Below are 16,840 nucleotides of genomic sequence, written 5' to 3' on the forward strand. Positions count from 1 at the left end.
GACCGTCAGGGAGAGACACTGTGCACAGCCTGTGGACAACAACTTGAACCGCAGCCGTTGCCCTGACTACCGTGGGCAAACTCCGATTCATTCCCTTCTCCCTGCCCCATCCCGATTTCCGTCCCAAGAACCACACCTTCGTGGGACCCCGTGAGAGAGCGTGCCTTGTGGCTGACGTACCTGCCGATCTTGCCGCAGTGTGGCCACGAGTGCTGGAGCAGCTGCTGGGTGAGGGGCGGGGGCACGGTGTCGAGGCGAAGGACGAGCGCTGGATCAAACGCTGCCAGCCGCTGGCGCTGGTCGCCGATACCGCACTGCTCGCCGTACCGAACGAATTCGCCAAAGGCGTACTCGAGGGGCGGCTCGCACCCATCGTCAGCGAATCGCTGAGCCGCGAGTGCGGTCGCCCGATCCGTATCGCCATCACGGTGGACGACTCGGTCGGCGACCCCATGGACCGGCCCACACCGCCGGCGCCGCCCCTCCAGCAGCAGCCCGGCCAGCAGCAACAGCACCGCTACGAAGAGCCCGAGCAGCATCCGGGCTCCGGGCAGGGGCATGAGCCGTACGACAGCTACGGCCGCCGCACCTCGGACGAGCACTCCTCTGGACCCCGGCCCGACCAGCTGCCGACCGCCCGGCCCGCCTACCCCGACTATCAGCGCCCCGGGCCCGGCGCCTGGCCGCAGCAGCAGCCCCAGCAGGACGACTACGGCTGGCAGCAGCAGCGGCTCGGTTTCCCCGAGCGCGACCCGTACGCGAGCCCTCAGCAGCCTCAGCACGATTACCGGTCGCAGCCGCCACAGGGGCGCTCGCCTTACGAGCAGCACCGCCAGGAACGGCAGGAGCGCCAGGAACGGCAGGACCAGCAGGACCGCCACGACCGGCGTGAGCGGCACGAGCAGTCGCCCGGGTCCGGGAGCCACTCCGATCCCCGGGGCGGCGGTCACAGCAACGGCCACGGCGTCCACGGCAGCGGCTCACCCGGCCCGCTGGCCGCACAGCCGGCCCCCGCTTCGGCTCCCGGCGAACCCACCGCGCGCCTCAACCCGAAGTACCTCTTCGACACCTTCGTGATCGGCGCGTCGAACCGCTTCGCACACGCGGCGGCCGTCGCCGTCGCCGAGGCGCCCGCCAAGGCGTACAACCCCCTCTTCATCTATGGGGAGTCCGGGCTCGGCAAAACGCATCTTCTGCACGCGATCGGGCACTACGCCCGCAGCCTCTACCCCGGCACGCGCGTGCGCTATGTGAGCTCCGAGGAGTTCACGAACGAGTTCATCAACTCCATCCGCGACGGCAAGGGCGATACCTTCCGCAAGCGGTACCGCGAGATGGACATCCTGCTCGTCGACGACATCCAGTTCCTCGCGAGCAAGGAGTCGACGCAGGAGGAGTTCTTCCACACCTTCAATACGCTCCACAACGCGAACAAGCAGATCGTGCTCTCCAGTGACCGGCCGCCCAAGCAGCTGGTGACCCTGGAGGACCGGCTGCGCAACCGCTTCGAGTGGGGCCTGATCACCGATGTCCAGCCGCCGGAGCTGGAGACGCGTATCGCCATCCTTCGTAAGAAGGCGGTACAGGAGCAGTTGAACGCTCCTCCGGAGGTCCTGGAGTTCATCGCGTCCCGTATCTCACGCAACATCCGTGAGCTCGAGGGCGCGCTGATCAGGGTCACGGCCTTCGCCTCGCTCAATCGGCAGCCGGTGGACCTGGGTCTGGCGGAGATCGTCCTCAAGGACCTGATCCCTGGGGGCGAGGACGCCTCTCCGGAGCTCACGGCTCCGGCCATCATGGCCGCGACGGCGGACTACTTCGGGCTGACGGTGGACGACCTCTGCGGATCCTCGCGCAGTCGCGTCCTGGTGACGGCACGGCAGATCGCCATGTACCTCTGCCGCGAGCTGACGGACCTCTCACTGCCCAAGATCGGCGCGCAGTTCGGTGGCCGTGACCACACGACCGTCATGCACGCGGACCGCAAGATCCGCGCGCTGATGGCTGAGCGGCGCTCGATCTACAACCAGGTCACCGAGCTCACCAACCGCATCAAGAACGGCTGACAGACGCGCGTCTGAGGTGCGTCTGACGCGCCGGCAGGTGCTGTCAGACGCGCTGAGAGCCACGGAAACACAGCGCCGACACGTCGCTGAAGGGCGCCCCGGAACAACTTCCGGGGCGCCCTTTGCCGTTCCGCACGCGCGCGTGGACCCCGCTCACCCCTCTCCGCTGTTCGATTTCCGCTGCTGAGGGGCCTGTTCTCCACAGATCTGCGCTCTTTTTTCCTTCCACACCCTGGGGACTGAGAAGTTGTCCAGATGCTGTCCACAGGGGACCCTGCTGAAGGATCATCAAGCCAGGTCAGGTGGTTGTGGATTCGTGGACGAAGCTCCTCCACAGGCTGTGGATAAAAAAACCACCCGCAGGGTGTGCATGAACTTGTCCACCGGCAACCCACAGGCTGGGGCCTGTTGTCCCCAGCTTTTCCCACCTTCTCCACACGGCTGTCCACTGTTCGGCAACGCGACGCGCCCCGTCACCGTGTCGAGTGAAAGCGGTCACACCAAGGGGGTCGGTTGGCCTGTGGGGAAGGTGGGTAAAGCTGGGGACAGGGCTGGGGAGAAGTACCCCTTGCCTGTGCATCGGGTGTGCAGAACTTTCGCCTGTCCACAGAAACCACCGGTTGTCCACCGTCTCCGCCCACAGGCTCGGTGGATAAAAAACCGGCACTGACCTGCGAAAACACGGTTATCCACGGTTTCCACAGGCCCTACTACTACTCCCACTTAGAGTCACCGGGAAATGAGCTTGGAAGAGGGGCCTGTGCACAACTCGCGCTCCGGACCTCGAGGACCCGTTTCCACGACTTGACCCCGAGCGGCACCCGCTGTCAGTGCTGTGCGTCAGACTGGTCCCCAGTGCCAGCAACAGCAGGAGGGCGGCTAAGTGAAGATCCGGGTGGAACGCGACGTACTCGCAGAGGCGGTGGCGTGGGCGGCGCGTAGTCTCCCGGCCCGGCCTCCGGCGCCTGTCCTGGCGGGCTTGCTGCTGAAGGCCGAGGAAGGCGCACTGAGCCTCTCCAGCTTCGACTACGAGGTCTCGGCGCGTGTCTCCGTGGACGCGGAGATCGACGAGGAGGGCACGGTCCTCGTCTCCGGCCGACTGCTCGCCGACATCTGCCGCGCCCTGCCCAACCGGCCGGTGGAGATCTCCACCGACGGTGTGCGCGCCACGGTGGTCTGCGGCTCCTCGCGATTCACACTCCACACACTTCCTGTGGAGGAATACCCCGCGCTGCCGCAGATGCCCACCGCGACCGGCACGGTCCCCGGTGAGGTCTTCGCATCGGCTGCCGCCCAGGTGGCCATCGCCGCAGGACGCGACGACACGCTGCCCGTCCTGACCGGCGTACGCATCGAGATCGAGGGCGACACCGTCACCCTGGCCTCCACCGACCGCTACCGCTTCGCGGTCCGCGAGTTCCTCTGGAAGCCGGAGGACCCGGAGGCCTCCGCGGTTGCCCTGGTGCCCGCCAAGACGCTCCTGGACACCGCCAAAGCGCTCACGAGCGGCGACACGGTCACCCTGGCGCTGTCCGGCTCCGGTGCCGGTGAGGGCCTGATCGGCTTCGAGGGTGCGGGACGGCGTACGACCACGCGTCTCCTCGAGGGCGACCTGCCGAAGTACAAGACGCTCTTCCCCACGGAGTTCAACTCGATCGCGGTCATCGAGACCGCGCCGTTCGTCGAGGCCGTGAAGCGCGTGGCCCTGGTGGCCGAGCGGAACACCCCGGTGCGGCTCAGCTTCGAGCAGGGCGTGCTGATCCTGGAGGCCGGTTCCAGTGACGACGCACAGGCTGTGGAGAGGGTCGACGCCCAGCTCGACGGCGACGACGTCTCGATCGCCTTCAACCCGACGTTCCTGCTCGACGGCCTGAGCGCGATCGATTCCCCGGTCGCCCAGCTGTCGTTCACGACGTCGACGAAGCCCGCGCTCCTGAGTGGCAGGCCGGCCCTGGATGCCGAGTCCGACGAGGCGTACAAGTACCTGATCATGCCGGTACGTCTGAGCGGCTGAGCCCACAGGTGTGTGCGGGTGTCCGGGCGTAGGCTCGGACGCGGGTACGAAGGTGCCTCCACGCCACATCGCTACTTAAGGAACCACTGATGGAGCTCGGTCTCGTCGGCCTCGGCAAGATGGGCGGCAACATGCGTGAGCGCATCCGCCGCGCAGGCCACACCGTCATCGGATACGACCGCAACGCGGACGTCGCGGACGTCCACAGCCTTCAAGAGCTTGTGGGCAAGCTCAAGGGCCCGCGCGTCGTCTGGGTGATGGTTCCGGCCGGAGCCGCGACCCAGTCCACCGTCGACGAGCTCGCCGAGCTGCTCGAGGCCGGTGACGTGGTCGTGGACGGCGGGAACTCCCGCTGGACGGACGACGAGAAGCACGCCGAGGAGCTCGCCGCCAAGGGCATCGGCTTTGTCGACTGCGGCGTCTCCGGCGGCGTCTGGGGCCTGGAGAACGGCTACGCACTGATGTACGGCGGCGACGCCGAGAACATCGCCAAGGTGCAGCCGGTCTTCGATGCCCTCAAGCCCGAGGGTGACTTCGGTTCCGTGCACGCCGGCAAGGTCGGCGCGGGCCACTTCTCGAAGATGGTTCACAACGGCATCGAGTACGCCATGATGCAGGCCTACGCCGAGGGCTGGGAGCTCCTGGAGAAGGTCGACTCCGTCACGGACGTGCGCGAGGTCTTCCGCTCCTGGCAGGAGGGCACGGTCATCCGTTCCTGGCTGCTCGACCTGGCGGTCAACGCCCTGGACGACGACGAGCACCTGGCGAAGCTGCGCGGCTTCGCCGCCGACTCCGGAGAGGGCCGGTGGACGGTGGAAGCCGCCATCGACAACGCCGTGCCGCTGCCGGCGATCACGGCCTCGCTCTTCGCCCGGTTCGCCTCGCGGCAGGACGACTCCCCGCAGATGAAGATGATCGCGGCGCTGCGCAACCAGTTCGGCGGCCACGCCGTCGAGTCCAAGAGCGAACACTGATCCACAGCCTGTGCGGGTCTTTCAGCAAGTGAAGTAGGCCGGGGGAGGTCGGCGTCCACCATGCACGTCACGCATCTGTCGCTGGCCGACTTCCGCTCGTACGCCTGGGTCGAGGTCCCTCTCGATCCGGGCGTCACCGCGTTCGTGGGCCCGAACGGGCAGGGCAAGACGAACCTCGTCGAGGCCGTCGGCTATCTCGCCTCGCTCGGCAGCCACCGCGTCTCATCGGATGCCCCGCTGGTGCGCATGGGAGCCGAACGCGCCGTGATCCGGGCCACGGTCCGGCAGGGCGAGCGACAGCAGCTGATTGAGCTCGAACTCAATCCGGGCAAGGCGAATCGGGCCCGCATCAACAGGTCATCGCAGGTCAGACCGCGTGATGTGCTCGGAATCGTCCGCACGGTCCTTTTCGCCCCCGAAGATCTGGCGCTGATCAAGGGCGACCCCGGTGAGCGGCGGCGCTTCCTCGACGAGCTGATCACGGCACGCTCCCCGCGCATGGCGGGCGTGCGGTCCGATTACGACCGCGTACTGAAGCAGCGCAACACCCTTCTGAAGTCGGCGGCCCTCGCGCGGCGGCACGGCGGCAGGTCCATGGACCTGTCCACGCTCGACGTCTGGGACCAGCACCTCGCGCGCGTGGGAGCCGAACTGCTCGCGCAGCGCCTCGATCTGATCGCCGCGCTGCAGCCGCTGGCCGACAAGGCGTACGAGCAGCTGGCACCCGGCGGCGGCCCTGTATCGCTGGACTACAAGCCGTCGGCGCCGGGCGAAGGCCACACGCGCGATGTCCTGTACGAGCAGCTGATCGCTGCCCTCGAAGAGGTACGCAAACAGGAGATCGAGCGGGGCGTGACCCTGGTCGGGCCGCACCGTGACGACCTGGTCCTGAAGCTGGGCCAGCTCCCCGCGAAGGGGTATGCGAGCCACGGCGAATCCTGGTCGTACGCCCTGGCGCTGCGCCTCGCCTCGTACGACCTCCTGCGTGCCGAGGGGAACGAGCCGGTGCTCGTCCTGGACGACGTGTTCGCGGAGCTCGACGCGCGCCGCAGGGAGCGCCTGGCCGAGCTGGTGGCTCCGGGCGAGCAGGTCCTGGTCACGGCCGCGGTGGACGACGACGTGCCGGGCGTCCTCGCCGGTACGCGGTACACGGTGGCGGACGGCGCGGTGGAGCGCGTATGAGCGCCGAAGAGCCCGCCAAGGACATCTCCCAAGCCCCTCTGGACGCCCCCAAGGACACGCCGAAGACGCCCGAGCCCTCCGGTGTCGACCTTGCCCGTGTCGCCCTGCGTGCCGCCAGAGAGCAGGCACGCGCGCGTGGCGATGCCGCGCAGCAGAAGAAGCAGGCGCGGAGGGGTGGTCTCCGCTCCGGCGCGCGCGCCGACGGGAGGGACCCGTTGCCGCTCGGCTCCGCGATCAACCGTCTGATCACCGAGCGCGGCTGGGAGACGCCGGCCGCGGTCGGCGGGGTGATGGGCCGCTGGCCGCAGATCGTCGGCGAGGACCTCGCCAAGCACTGTGTCCCGCAGAAGTACGACGAGGGCGAGCGGGTCCTGACCGTGCAGTGCGACTCGACGGCATGGGCGACACAGCTGCGCCTCATGGCTCCGCAACTGGTCGCCCGCCTCAACGAGGACCTGGGCCACGGCACCGTACGGCTCATCAAAGTGCTCGGTCCCGGTGGCCCTCCGCGCCGCTTCGGACCCCTGCGTGCGCCCGGCAGTACGGGCCCCGGGGACACTTACGGATGAGGCAGTACCGGGCAGTAGTCGAGGGTTGACACCCCGAAGCGCTGAGTGCCGCTGTGAGCCTCTTAGGGCCCCGCTCCGCATATGGGGAGTCGGATGACGCCGGTTCAGGACGGCACATGAGGACTCAGGTACCGGCAAACCCCCATCACTGTCGGCGCTACCGGTAGACTGGAAGCTAATCCCGCCCCACCTTGTGGGACGCATAGAACAACGCTGACTATCGCTGAACGACGCAGCCGCTCCGGCCACCGCCGGGTGCTTGGCTTGTGCTGTGCCAGAAAGGGCGCTTCGTGGCCGATTCCGGCAACCCCAACGAGAACATCCCGTCTACCGTCGTTGGCGAGAACGGCGAGGTCACAGCCTTGTACGACGCCAGCGCGATCACCGTCCTCGAGGGTCTGGACGCGGTCCGCAAGCGACCTGGCATGTACATCGGGTCGACCGGTGAGCGTGGCCTGCACCACCTCGTGCAAGAGGTTGTCGACAACTCCGTCGACGAGGCCCTCGCCGGGCACGCGGACACCATCGACGTCACGATCCTCGCCGACGGCGGCGTACGCGTCATCGACAACGGCCGAGGCATCCCGGTGGGCATCCACCCCGTCGAGAAGAAGCCGGCCGTCGAGGTCGTGCTCACCGTGCTGCACGCGGGCGGCAAGTTCGGCGGCGGCGGATACGCGGTCTCCGGTGGTTTGCACGGCGTCGGCGTCTCCGTCGTGAACGCACTGTCGACGAAGCTCGCCGTCGACATCAGGACCGACGGCTACCGCTGGACCCAGGACTACAAGCTGGGTGTGCCGACGGCGCCGCTCGCCAAGCACGAGCCGGTCCAGGACTCGGGCACCACGGTCACCTTCTGGGCCGACCCGGACGTCTTCGAGACGACGGAGTACTCCTTCGAGACGCTGGCACGGCGCTTCCAGGAGATGGCGTTCCTCAACAAGGGTTTGACCATCAAACTCACTGATGAGCGCGACTCGGCGAAGGCGACGGCGGGTGCGGACTCGACCGAGGCGATCGATGACGCGGTCCCCGAGGCCCGCACGGTGACGTACTACTACGAAGGCGGCATCGTCGACTTCGTGAAGTACCTCAACTCCCGCAAGGGAGAAATGATTCACCCGACCGTCATCGACGTCGAGGCCGAGGACAAGGAGCGCATGCTCTCGGCCGAGATCGCCATGCAGTGGAACTCGCAGTACACCGAGGGCGTGTACTCGTTCGCGAACACGATTCACACGCACGAGGGCGGCACGCACGAGGAAGGCTTCAGGGCGGCGCTGACCGGCCTGGTCAACCGGTACGCGCGCGAGAAGAAGCTGCTGCGCGAGAAGGACGACAACCTCACGGGCGAGGACATCCGCGAGGGTCTGACGGCGATCATCTCGGTGAAGCTCGGCGAGCCGCAGTTCGAGGGCCAGACCAAGACCAAGCTGGGCAACACCGAGGCGAAGACCTTCGTACAGAAGGTCGTGCACGAACACCTCACGGACTGGTTCGACCGCAATCCGAACGAGGCCGCGGACATCATCCGCAAGAGCATCCAGGCCGCCACGGCCCGCGTCGCCGCCCGCAAGGCGCGCGACCTGACCCGCCGCAAGGGCCTCCTGGAATCGGCTTCCCTCCCCGGCAAGCTGAGCGACTGCCAGTCGAACGACCCGACGAAGTGCGAGATCTTCATCGTCGAGGGTGACTCCGCCGGTGGTTCGGCGAAGTCCGGCCGTAACCCGATGTACCAGGCGATCCTGCCCATCCGAGGCAAGATCCTGAACGTCGAGAAGGCGCGGATCGACAAGATCCTGCAGAACCAGGAAGTCCAGGCCCTCATCTCGGCCTTCGGCACGGGCGTGCACGAGGACTTCGACATCGAGAAGCTCCGCTATCACAAGATCATCCTGATGGCGGACGCCGACGTCGACGGTCAGCACATCAACACCCTGCTCCTGACGTTCCTGTTCCGCTTCATGCGGCCGCTCGTCGAGTCCGGCCACGTCTACCTGTCGCGCCCGCCGCTCTACAAGATCAAGTGGAGCCGGGACGACTTCCAGTACGCGTACTCGGACCGCGAGCGTGACGCCCTTGTCGAGCTCGGCCGCCAGGCGGGCAAGCGCATCAAGGACGACTCGGTCCAGCGCTTCAAGGGCCTCGGTGAGATGAACGCCGAGGAGCTGCGCATCACGACGATGGACCAGGAACACCGCGTTCTCGGCCAGGTCACCCTGGACGACGCGGCGCAGGCCGACGACCTCTTCTCGGTGCTGATGGGAGAGGACGTCGAGGCACGGCGCTCGTTCATCCAGCGCAACGCCAAGGACGTCCGCTTCCTCGACATCTGAGTCGGCCGTACAAGCCGCAGCCGCACCTCGAAAGGACTTTGACCAGCAATGGCCGACGAGAACACCCCTGTGATGCCCGAAGAGGAGCCCGCCGTCCCCGGTGTGGGTATGCGTGTCGAGCCCGTCGGGCTCGAGACGGAGATGCAGCGCTCGTATCTCGACTACGCGATGTCCGTCATCGTGTCGCGTGCGCTGCCCGACGTGCGGGACGGTCTGAAGCCCGTCCACCGCCGCGTCCTGTACGCGATGTACGACGGCGGATACCGCCCCGAGAAGGGCTTCTACAAGTGCGCCCGCGTCGTCGGCGACGTCATGGGCACCTACCACCCGCATGGCGACTCATCGATCTACGACGCCCTGGTCCGCCTGGCCCAGCCGTGGTCGATGCGGATGCCTCTGGTGGACTCCAACGGCAACTTCGGCTCTCCGGGCAACGACCCGGCCGCCGCCATGCGGTACACCGAGTGCAAGATGGCGCCGCTGGCCATGGAGATGGTCCGTGACATCGACGAGGAGACCGTCGACTTCACGGACAACTACGACGGCCGCAACCAGGAGCCGACGGTCCTGCCGGCGCGCTTCCCGAACCTGCTGATCAACGGTTCGGCGGGCATCGCCGTCGGCATGGCCACCAACATCCCGCCGCACAACCTCCGCGAGGTCGCGGCGGGCGCGCAGTGGGCGCTCGAGCACCCCGACGCCTCGCACGAGGAGCTGCTCGACGCGCTTATCGAGCGCATCAAGGGCCCCGATTTCCCCACCGGCGCACTAGTAGTGGGCCGCAAGGGCATCGAGGAGGCGTACCGCACGGGCCGTGGCTCCATCACGATGCGCGCGGTCGTCGCGGTCGAGGAGATCCAGAACCGCCAGTGCCTGGTGGTCACCGAGCTCCCCTACCAGACCAACCCCGACAACCTCGCGCAGAAGATCGCGGACCTGGTCAAGGACGGCAGGGTCGGCGGCATCGCCGACGTCCGCGACGAGACGTCCTCGCGCACGGGCCAGCGCCTCGTCGTCGTCCTGAAGAGGGACGCGGTCGCCAAGGTCGTACTGAACAACCTCTACAAGCACACCGACCTGCAGTCGAACTTCAGCGCCAACATGCTGGCCCTGGTCGACGGTGTGCCGCGCACCCTCTCCCTGGACGCCTTCATCCGCCACTGGGTGACGCACCAGGTCGAGGTCATCGTCCGGCGTACGAAGTTCCGGCTGCGCAAGGCCGAGGAGCGGGCGCACATCCTGCGCGGCCTGCTGAAGGCCCTGGACGCGATCGACGAGGTCATCGCCCTCATCCGGGCCAGCCAGACGGTCGACGTCGCGCGCGAGGGCCTGATGGGCCTTCTCTCGATCGACGAGATCCAGGCCAACGCCATCCTCGAGATGCAGCTGCGCCGGCTCGCCGCCCTGGAGCGCCAGAAGATCGTCGCCGAGCACGACGATCTGCAGGCGAAGATCAACGAGTACAACGCGATCCTGGCCTCGCCCGAGCGGCAGCGGCAGATCATCAGCGAGGAGCTCGCGGCGATCGTCGACAAGTTCGGCGAGGACCGTCGCTCGGCGCTCGTGCCCTTCGACGGCGACATGTCCATGGAGGACCTGATCGCCGAGGACGACATCGTCGTCACGATCACGCGCGGCGGTTACGTAAAGCGTACGAAGACGGTTGATTACCGTTCTCAGAAGCGTGGTGGCAAGGGCGTCCGCGGTACGAAGCTGAAGGAAGACGACATCGTCGACCACTTCTTCGTGTCGACGACCCACCACTGGCTGCTGTTCTTCACCAACAAGGGCCGGGTCTACCGCGCGAAGGCATACGAACTGCCGGACGCCGGACGCGACGCACGTGGCCAGCACGTCGCGAACTTGCTCGCCTTCCAGCCGGACGAGAAGATCGCCGAGATCCTCGCGATCAGGGACTACGAAGCAGTGCCCTACCTGGTGCTCGCCACCAAGGGCGGCCTCGTAAAGAAGACGCCGCTCAAGGACTACGACTCGCCTCGCGCCGGTGGCGTCATCGCCATCAACCTCCGCGAGACGGACGACGGTTCGGACGACGAGCTGATCGGCGCCGAGCTGGTCTCGTCCGAGGACGATCTGCTGCTGATCAGCAAGAAGGCGCAGTCGATCAGGTTCACCGCGACGGACGATGCGCTGCGTCCCATGGGCCGTGCGACCTCGGGTGTGAAGGGAATGAGTTTCCGCGGCGGCGACGAACTCCTCTCGATGAATGTCGTCAGGCCGGGTACGTTCGTGTTCACCGCAACCGACGGTGGGTACGCGAAGCGGACCAACGTCGACGAGTACCGCGTTCAGGGTCGTGGTGGCCTCGGTATCAAGGCCGCCAAGATCGTGGAGGACCGTGGCGAACTCGTAGGCGCGCTGGTGACGGAGGAGACCGACGAGATCCTCGCCATCACCCTGGGCGGCGGTGTGATTCGTACGCGAGTCAACGAGGTCAGGGAGACGGGCCGTGACACCATGGGCGTCCAACTGATCAACCTGGGCAAGCGCGATGCCGTGGTCGGTATCGCTCGTAATGCCGAGGCCGGGCGCGAGGCGGAGGAAGTCGACGGCGACATCGTCGTCGACGAATCGGCCGACGGTGAGCCGGCCGTCGGTACGGACGAGGGCACGGAGTCCGCGGCCGAGTAGCGCGAGGAGAGAGTCATCGTGAGTGGAGCCACGGGCGCCGGAGCAAGTGGAACCGGCCCAGCCGGTACAGACGGTGTCCGTGGCTCCGCCACTGATTCTGATGACTCGCATGAGTCTCGTGGATCCCAGGGGGGAACTGTGACCGATACACGAGGGCCGCAGCCGGGCCAGTCCGCGCAGTACGACGGGTCGTACGCGGCCGCCGGGTCCCAAGGGGCCCAGGGGCCTCAGGGTGCGGCAGGCGCGCTGCCCGGGGAGCGTCAGCCCCAGCAGCATTCTCAGCAGCAGGCGTCCCAGCCGTACCACCCGCCGCAGGCCTATCAGCAGGAATCCCAGACGGGTTCCGTACGAAGGCCGCGGACGGGGGCGCGTACGACGCCTCGTACGCGCAAGGCGCGGCTGAGGGTGGCCAAGGCCGACCCGTGGTCGGTGATGAAGGTCAGCTTCCTGCTCTCCATCGCGCTCGGCATCTGCACGATCGTCGCGGCCGCCGTGCTGTGGATGGTCATGGACGCGATGGGTGTTTTCTCCACCGTGGGCGGCACGATCTCGGAGGCGACGGGCTCGAACGAGTCCAACGGCTTCGACCTGCAGTCTTTCCTGTCGCTGCCGCGCGTCCTGGTGTTCACGACGATCATCGCGGTGATCGACGTCGTCCTCGCCACGGCGCTCGCGACGCTCGGCGCCTTCATCTACAACCTCTCCGCGGGCTTCGTGGGCGGCGTTGAGCTGACGCTGGCTGAGGACGAGTAGCTCTCTCCCCCTCTCTCCCTCGCGCTCTCTTCCCGCTCTGTTCCCGCTCTCTTCCCCGTTTCTTCCTCTCTTCGTCTGTGTGTCGCCGCGGCCAGGGCCGCGCGTCTCTCGGTCCAGGGTCCCGCCCCGCTCAGGGCGGGGCCCTGTTCCGTCTCACGGCCCGTCCCGTCCCTGTGGAGGTATCGATTTTGGGACTGGCCCGCACGTGCGCTAATCTTCAGAGGTCAGCGCGCGGGACATACCGCAGCGCGGCGGGGCTATAGCTCAGTTGGTTAGAGCGCATCCCTGATAAGGATGAGGCCACAGGTTCAAATCCTGTTAGCCCCACAGACACGAAGAAGACCCCCAGCCTGTATTGGCTGGGGGTCTTCTTCGTGTCTGTGGGGGTCCCTGGGGGACAAACGGCCGGGGCCGTGGGCTACGGCTCCGCGGCCAGGCCGCCCGGATCCGCCTCGGCGTCAGCGCCCGTCTCCGTGTCGTCCGTGGGGAGGTGGCGGCAGCTGGGGGATGATCCGTGTGCCTCCGCGCGGATGCGTTGCTTCATCGTGGGGGGCAAGGACCGTTCGTACGCTGCTGCCCAGTGGGCCGCCAGTGGTGCCGTCATGGTCGGCGCGCTCTCGCACGATTCCGTGGCCTGCTGTACCGGCGTGGCCGCCGTTGCCGTCGTGGTGAGCCCCATCGCGGCGAAGAGTGCGAGGAAGGCGGTGATGAGCGTGGTCCACAGCTTCATGGCCTTGGTGCCGGTCATGGCTTCTCACTTTCGGGTTGGGCGATTTGCGTACTTTCCTCATGATGTGTATGCGGGATCGAGAGTGGGGGACCGACGCTCGTGGCGCGTCGATGTTCTGATGAACACCACCCGGATGGCCGTAAACGGCCCCTGAAGGGCCTGGGAGGGGTCTGGGTGAGCTCAGGAGTGGCGGCATCGCGTCGGGGGCGTGAGGGGCCAGGAGTGGCGGAGCCCTATGCGATTGCTGTGTTCAGGGCGGCAGTTGGGGTGGATCCAGGTCACCGATCGATATCGGTCGGTGTGTATAGTCGGGCGCCAGAGGTCCCTTACGTCAAGAAAGACGAGGTCGCGCGGTGAAGAAGCTTCTCCTGGTCGCACTGGCCGCCATCGGCGGACTCCTCGTGTACCGCCAGATCCAGGCGGATCGCGCCGAGCAGGATCTGTGGACGGAGGCGACTGACTCCGTGCCCACGGGTTCGTGAGTATCGCCAACAGTCTCTTCTCAAGGCCCCGGTCGCTTCTGCGGCTGGGGCCTTGTGCTGTCCGGACCCCTTCCCGGCTCTCCGTTTTTGCTTTCGCAAGCCATCGCCTTGCGTGAGCAAAGATTGTCGCGTCTGCATGCGGGCATGACTCGGCGGGACAGTTGGGTCTTCAGGGAGGGGTGGCAGGTAATGGGGCGGCTGCGCAGAGGGCGGGCGACGCTGGCGGTGGGGGCGGCGTTATGCGCGGTGGCGGCACTGCCGGGGCAGGCCGCGGGGGCGGGCGTGCCCAGCCCGTACGCCTTCGCCGACCAGGCTGTGCCGGTCGACGGCGCGACGGACAGTACGCACAGCGTGAAACTCTCGCCCGGATCGACGTACAAGAGCTCCATCGCGCGTGGGGGAAAGCTCTACTACCAGCTTCAACTCGACGCCAGGGAGACCGTGTACGTCTCGGCCACCGTTGTACCCGGGCTCAGTTCCAAGGTGGCTTACGGGGACGGCGTTGAGGTGTCCTTGCAGGACACGAACGGCAATGACTGCAACTCCTCAGACGCGCGATTCGGTACGTCGCAGAGCCCGCGGCCCATCACCGCCTGGGCGGAACGGGCGATCGGCCCCACCGAGAACCGGTGCAAGGCGGCCGGCACGTATTACGCGGTGGTCGAGCGGAACAGCGATCCCGCATCCAGCACCGAGGCGTGGGACACGGAGCTTCGCGTCGTATCGGAGCCCGCGGTGGCGAAGAACGCTCCCACGACGCCGCCAGGCTCCTGGAATTCGGCCTCGCCCACGCCTCCCACCGGCGAACGCAAGGAACGCAGGGGCGGCACCGGCTTCAACGATGCTCGGGCGCTGCGGGCGGGAACCTGGGGTGACCGGATCAAGCCAGGTCAGACGCTCTTCTATCGTGTGCCGGTCGACTGGGGGCAGCAGATCTCCGCCGGCGCCGAGCTCGGCAGTGCGAGCGGGGGTCAGGACGAGTACGTGACGTCGGCGCTCGTCATGTCGCTGTTCAATCCGGTACGCGGACGCGTCGACGACGCCGACACCGTGTACGACGGCAAGCAGAAGTCGACCGCGTTGGAACCACTGGCTCCGGTCGCGTACGAGAACCGCTTCTCGCCGGTCGACGGTGTGGCCGGGACGCGGTTCGCCGGTTGGTACTACCTCTCGGTCCACCTCAATCCGAAGGTCGCGCGGCAGTTCGGCAACGGCCCACTGGACCTGACACTGCGGGTGAACGTCGACGGCGCCGCGAAGTCGGGCCCCGCGTACGTGGGGTCGGCGCGGCCCGCGGACGAGTTCAGCGTCACCGGCCAGGACAAGGAGGCCGCGGTGACGGGCGATACGGCCGCGGGGAACGGGGACGGGAGTGGGGGCGGGAGTGGGGACGGCATGAAGGTGGTCGCCGCCGGAGGGTTCGGCTCCGGTGCCGTACTGCTGGCGATCCTGGGCGTGTGGACGCTGATCGGGCGGCGGCGTGCGGCGGCGGATGCGGCTTCGGCGGCGTCCACCGCCTCGGCGGCGCGGTATGGGCCGCCGTCGGCTTGGTAGTTGGGGAGGAGAGACGCGGAGGCGGCGGGGGCCTTGAGTCAGCTCTGGGTCAGGGCCCAGATACCCACCGCGAAGCACGCCAGCGCGGCCAGCAGCATCGGGATCGCCACCTTCGGGGGCGGTCCCGGTCGTCGTTTCTGCCGGTGCGTGACTGGCCGGCTCTGGAGGGGAACCTGCGGGGCGTGAGCGACGTATGGATAGGCAGGGGCGGATACGTGGTGCGCCGAGGGCGTCACGGTCTGTAAGGGACCGTGGGTCGGGGCCTGGTGAGGGGAGGGGACATGCGGGGTCTGGGCGGGCAGCGGCGGTGGCGTTGCCTGGTGCGGTGGCGCTTGCTGGTGATGTGGATGGGGCTGGGGTTGATCGGGCTGGGGTTGGGCCTGCGGCTGCTGTATCGGCTGGGCCGGTACTGGCTGCGCCTGCGACACCGGCGGCACCGACGGCGGCTCCGGCACTTGCCGCACTGGGGGTGCCTGCTGAGCCGACGGTGCCTGCTGAGCCGACGGTGTCGGGGCCTGCGGTGTCGGGGCCGGCGGTGGCGGCGTCAGACGCAGGCTTTCCGAGCTGTCCGTCCCAGGCGAAGAGAGAGGTCGGGGCGGTACGTCGGAAGAGGCGAAGTCTGGCCGCGGGGCGGGCGTGAGGGGGCCATCGGGACCGAACCCCTGGGGAAGCGGGCCGAGTTGGTCGAAGATCTCGATGATCTCGTCGTCGGGCCCCGGCTCCGGCAGCAGCTCGATGGCCGACGCCAACGCCTTGCGCGCGCCCGTGGCGGTGCGGAACCGCTGGTGCGGATCCGGCTGCAGGAGGGTGGCGACCACCTGCCACAGCGGATCCGGCACACCCCGCGGCGCCCCAGGCGTGCCGCGCGCGGCGAAGTGTTCGATCAGGGCCTTGGCATCCGGCTTGGCGCCTTGCAGCAGATACAGGGCCACGAGGCCGACGGCGAAGAGATCGGCGGTGAAGTCCGGCTCGGCACCCATCATCTGCTCGGGCGCGAAGTAACCGGGCGTTCCCACCACGTAGTTGGTCTCGGTCAGTCGTGGCTCGCCCATCCGCATCGAGATGCCGAAGTCGGAGAGCCGCAGATGAGGCCGTGCGGTTCCGGTGGCCTCGAGCAGGATGTTGGCGGGCTTGATGTCACGGTGTACGACGCCTTCGGCGTGCACCGCGGTGAGGCCGGAGAGCAGCTGGTCGATGAGCGTGCAGGCCAGGCGGGGCGGCAGCGGGCCGTAGTCCCCGATCACATGGGCCAGCGAGCCGCCGGCGACCAAGGCCATGGTGAAAAGGACCTTGTCGTCGTCGGCGGCCCAGCTGGCGGGCGCGAGCACATGGGGGTGGTCGATCCGAAGCGCCTGTTCCCGCACGAAGCGCAACAGCGTGTGCGCGTCGCTCTGTTGCAGGACCTTGGCGGCCACATATCGGCGCCGCCGGTGGTCCCAGGCGCGCCAGACGGCACCGGACCCCCCGCGTCCGACCGGGTCGACCAGTTCGTACCGACCGGCGAAGACCTCACCCATGGTCGCGCATC

General features: G+C 67.6%; 12 protein-coding genes and 1 tRNA gene. 11 read left to right on the plus strand and 2 right to left on the minus strand.

All coding sequences use genetic code 11. From position 1 onward, the window contains the following. The first annotated feature begins 167 nt into the window (after positions 1 to 167). The 9 genes from dnaA to ACGFSB_RS09235 all read left to right on the plus strand — a co-directional run bounded on the left by dnaA (position 168) and on the right by ACGFSB_RS09235 (position 12,873). Positions 168 to 2,066: a chromosomal replication initiator protein DnaA gene (gene dnaA, locus ACGFSB_RS09195; protein ID WP_393396352.1), complete on the plus strand. Its 1,899-nt coding sequence runs from the start codon at positions 168 to 170 to the stop codon at positions 2,064 to 2,066. Between the two features lie 883 nt (positions 2,067 to 2,949). Beyond that, positions 2,950 to 4,080 (plus strand): DNA polymerase III subunit beta, encoded by a 1,131-nt coding sequence (gene dnaN, locus ACGFSB_RS09200; protein ID WP_383331546.1) that lies wholly within the window; start codon positions 2,950 to 2,952, stop codon positions 4,078 to 4,080. An 89-nt stretch (positions 4,081 to 4,169) separates the two neighbouring features. Further along, positions 4,170 to 5,054, plus strand: a complete 885-nt coding sequence (gnd, locus tag ACGFSB_RS09205) for a phosphogluconate dehydrogenase (NAD(+)-dependent, decarboxylating) (RefSeq protein WP_393396354.1) — start codon at positions 4,170 to 4,172, stop codon at positions 5,052 to 5,054. A 60-nt stretch (positions 5,055 to 5,114) separates the two neighbouring features. Next, positions 5,115 to 6,236 (plus strand): DNA replication/repair protein RecF, encoded by a 1,122-nt coding sequence (recF, locus tag ACGFSB_RS09210; protein WP_393396356.1) that lies wholly within the window; start codon positions 5,115 to 5,117, stop codon positions 6,234 to 6,236. After that, positions 6,233 to 6,805, plus strand: a complete 573-nt coding sequence (locus tag ACGFSB_RS09215; protein WP_393396358.1) for a DUF721 domain-containing protein — start codon at positions 6,233 to 6,235, stop codon at positions 6,803 to 6,805. Before recF ends, ACGFSB_RS09215 begins: the two co-directional genes overlap by 4 nt. A 266-nt stretch (positions 6,806 to 7,071) precedes the next feature. After that, positions 7,072 to 9,141: a DNA topoisomerase (ATP-hydrolyzing) subunit B gene (gyrB, locus tag ACGFSB_RS09220; RefSeq protein WP_393396360.1), complete on the plus strand. Its 2,070-nt coding sequence runs from the start codon at positions 7,072 to 7,074 to the stop codon at positions 9,139 to 9,141. A 48-nt stretch (positions 9,142 to 9,189) separates the two neighbouring features. Further along, the gene (gene gyrA / locus ACGFSB_RS09225; protein WP_393396362.1) at positions 9,190 to 11,793 is read left to right on the plus strand and encodes a DNA gyrase subunit A; all 2,604 of its coding nucleotides are present in this window, start codon (positions 9,190 to 9,192) and stop codon (positions 11,791 to 11,793) included. Between the two features lie 18 nt (positions 11,794 to 11,811). After that, positions 11,812 to 12,546: a DUF3566 domain-containing protein gene (locus tag ACGFSB_RS09230; RefSeq protein ID WP_393396364.1), complete on the plus strand. Its 735-nt coding sequence runs from the start codon at positions 11,812 to 11,814 to the stop codon at positions 12,544 to 12,546. A 253-nt stretch (positions 12,547 to 12,799) separates the two neighbouring features. Continuing rightward, a tRNA-Ile gene (locus ACGFSB_RS09235) sits at positions 12,800 to 12,873 on the plus strand. 91 nt (positions 12,874 to 12,964) lie between these two features. On the opposite strand, the gene ACGFSB_RS09240 is transcribed toward ACGFSB_RS09235, so the two are convergent. Further along, positions 12,965 to 13,294: a DUF6344 domain-containing protein gene (locus ACGFSB_RS09240; protein ID WP_393396366.1), complete on the minus strand. Its 330-nt coding sequence runs from the start codon at positions 13,292 to 13,294 to the stop codon at positions 12,965 to 12,967. A gap of 335 nt (positions 13,295 to 13,629) precedes the next feature. Here ACGFSB_RS09240 and ACGFSB_RS09245 point away from each other — a divergent pair, with 335 nt between their 5' ends. Then, positions 13,630 to 13,758: a DLW-39 family protein gene (locus ACGFSB_RS09245; RefSeq protein ID WP_003999697.1), complete on the plus strand. Its 129-nt coding sequence runs from the start codon at positions 13,630 to 13,632 to the stop codon at positions 13,756 to 13,758. Positions 13,759 to 13,902: 144 nt separating this feature from the next. Continuing rightward, positions 13,903 to 15,312, plus strand: coding sequence for a hypothetical protein (locus ACGFSB_RS09250; RefSeq protein ID WP_393396368.1), 1,410 nt, complete (start codon positions 13,903 to 13,905; stop codon positions 15,310 to 15,312). A 38-nt stretch (positions 15,313 to 15,350) separates the two neighbouring features. Here ACGFSB_RS09250 and ACGFSB_RS09255 read toward each other — a convergent pair whose 3' ends face one another. Further along, positions 15,351 to 16,829 carry a serine/threonine-protein kinase gene (locus tag ACGFSB_RS09255; protein ID WP_393396370.1) on the minus strand — a complete coding sequence of 493 codons (1,479 nt, stop codon included), beginning with the start codon at positions 16,827 to 16,829 and terminating at the stop codon, positions 15,351 to 15,353. Between the last annotated feature and the right edge of the window lie 11 nt (positions 16,830 to 16,840).

The sequence above is a fragment of the Streptomyces sp. NPDC048441 genome, from assembly GCF_043200235.1.
Lineage (GTDB): Bacteria > Actinomycetota > Actinomycetes > Streptomycetales > Streptomycetaceae > Streptomyces.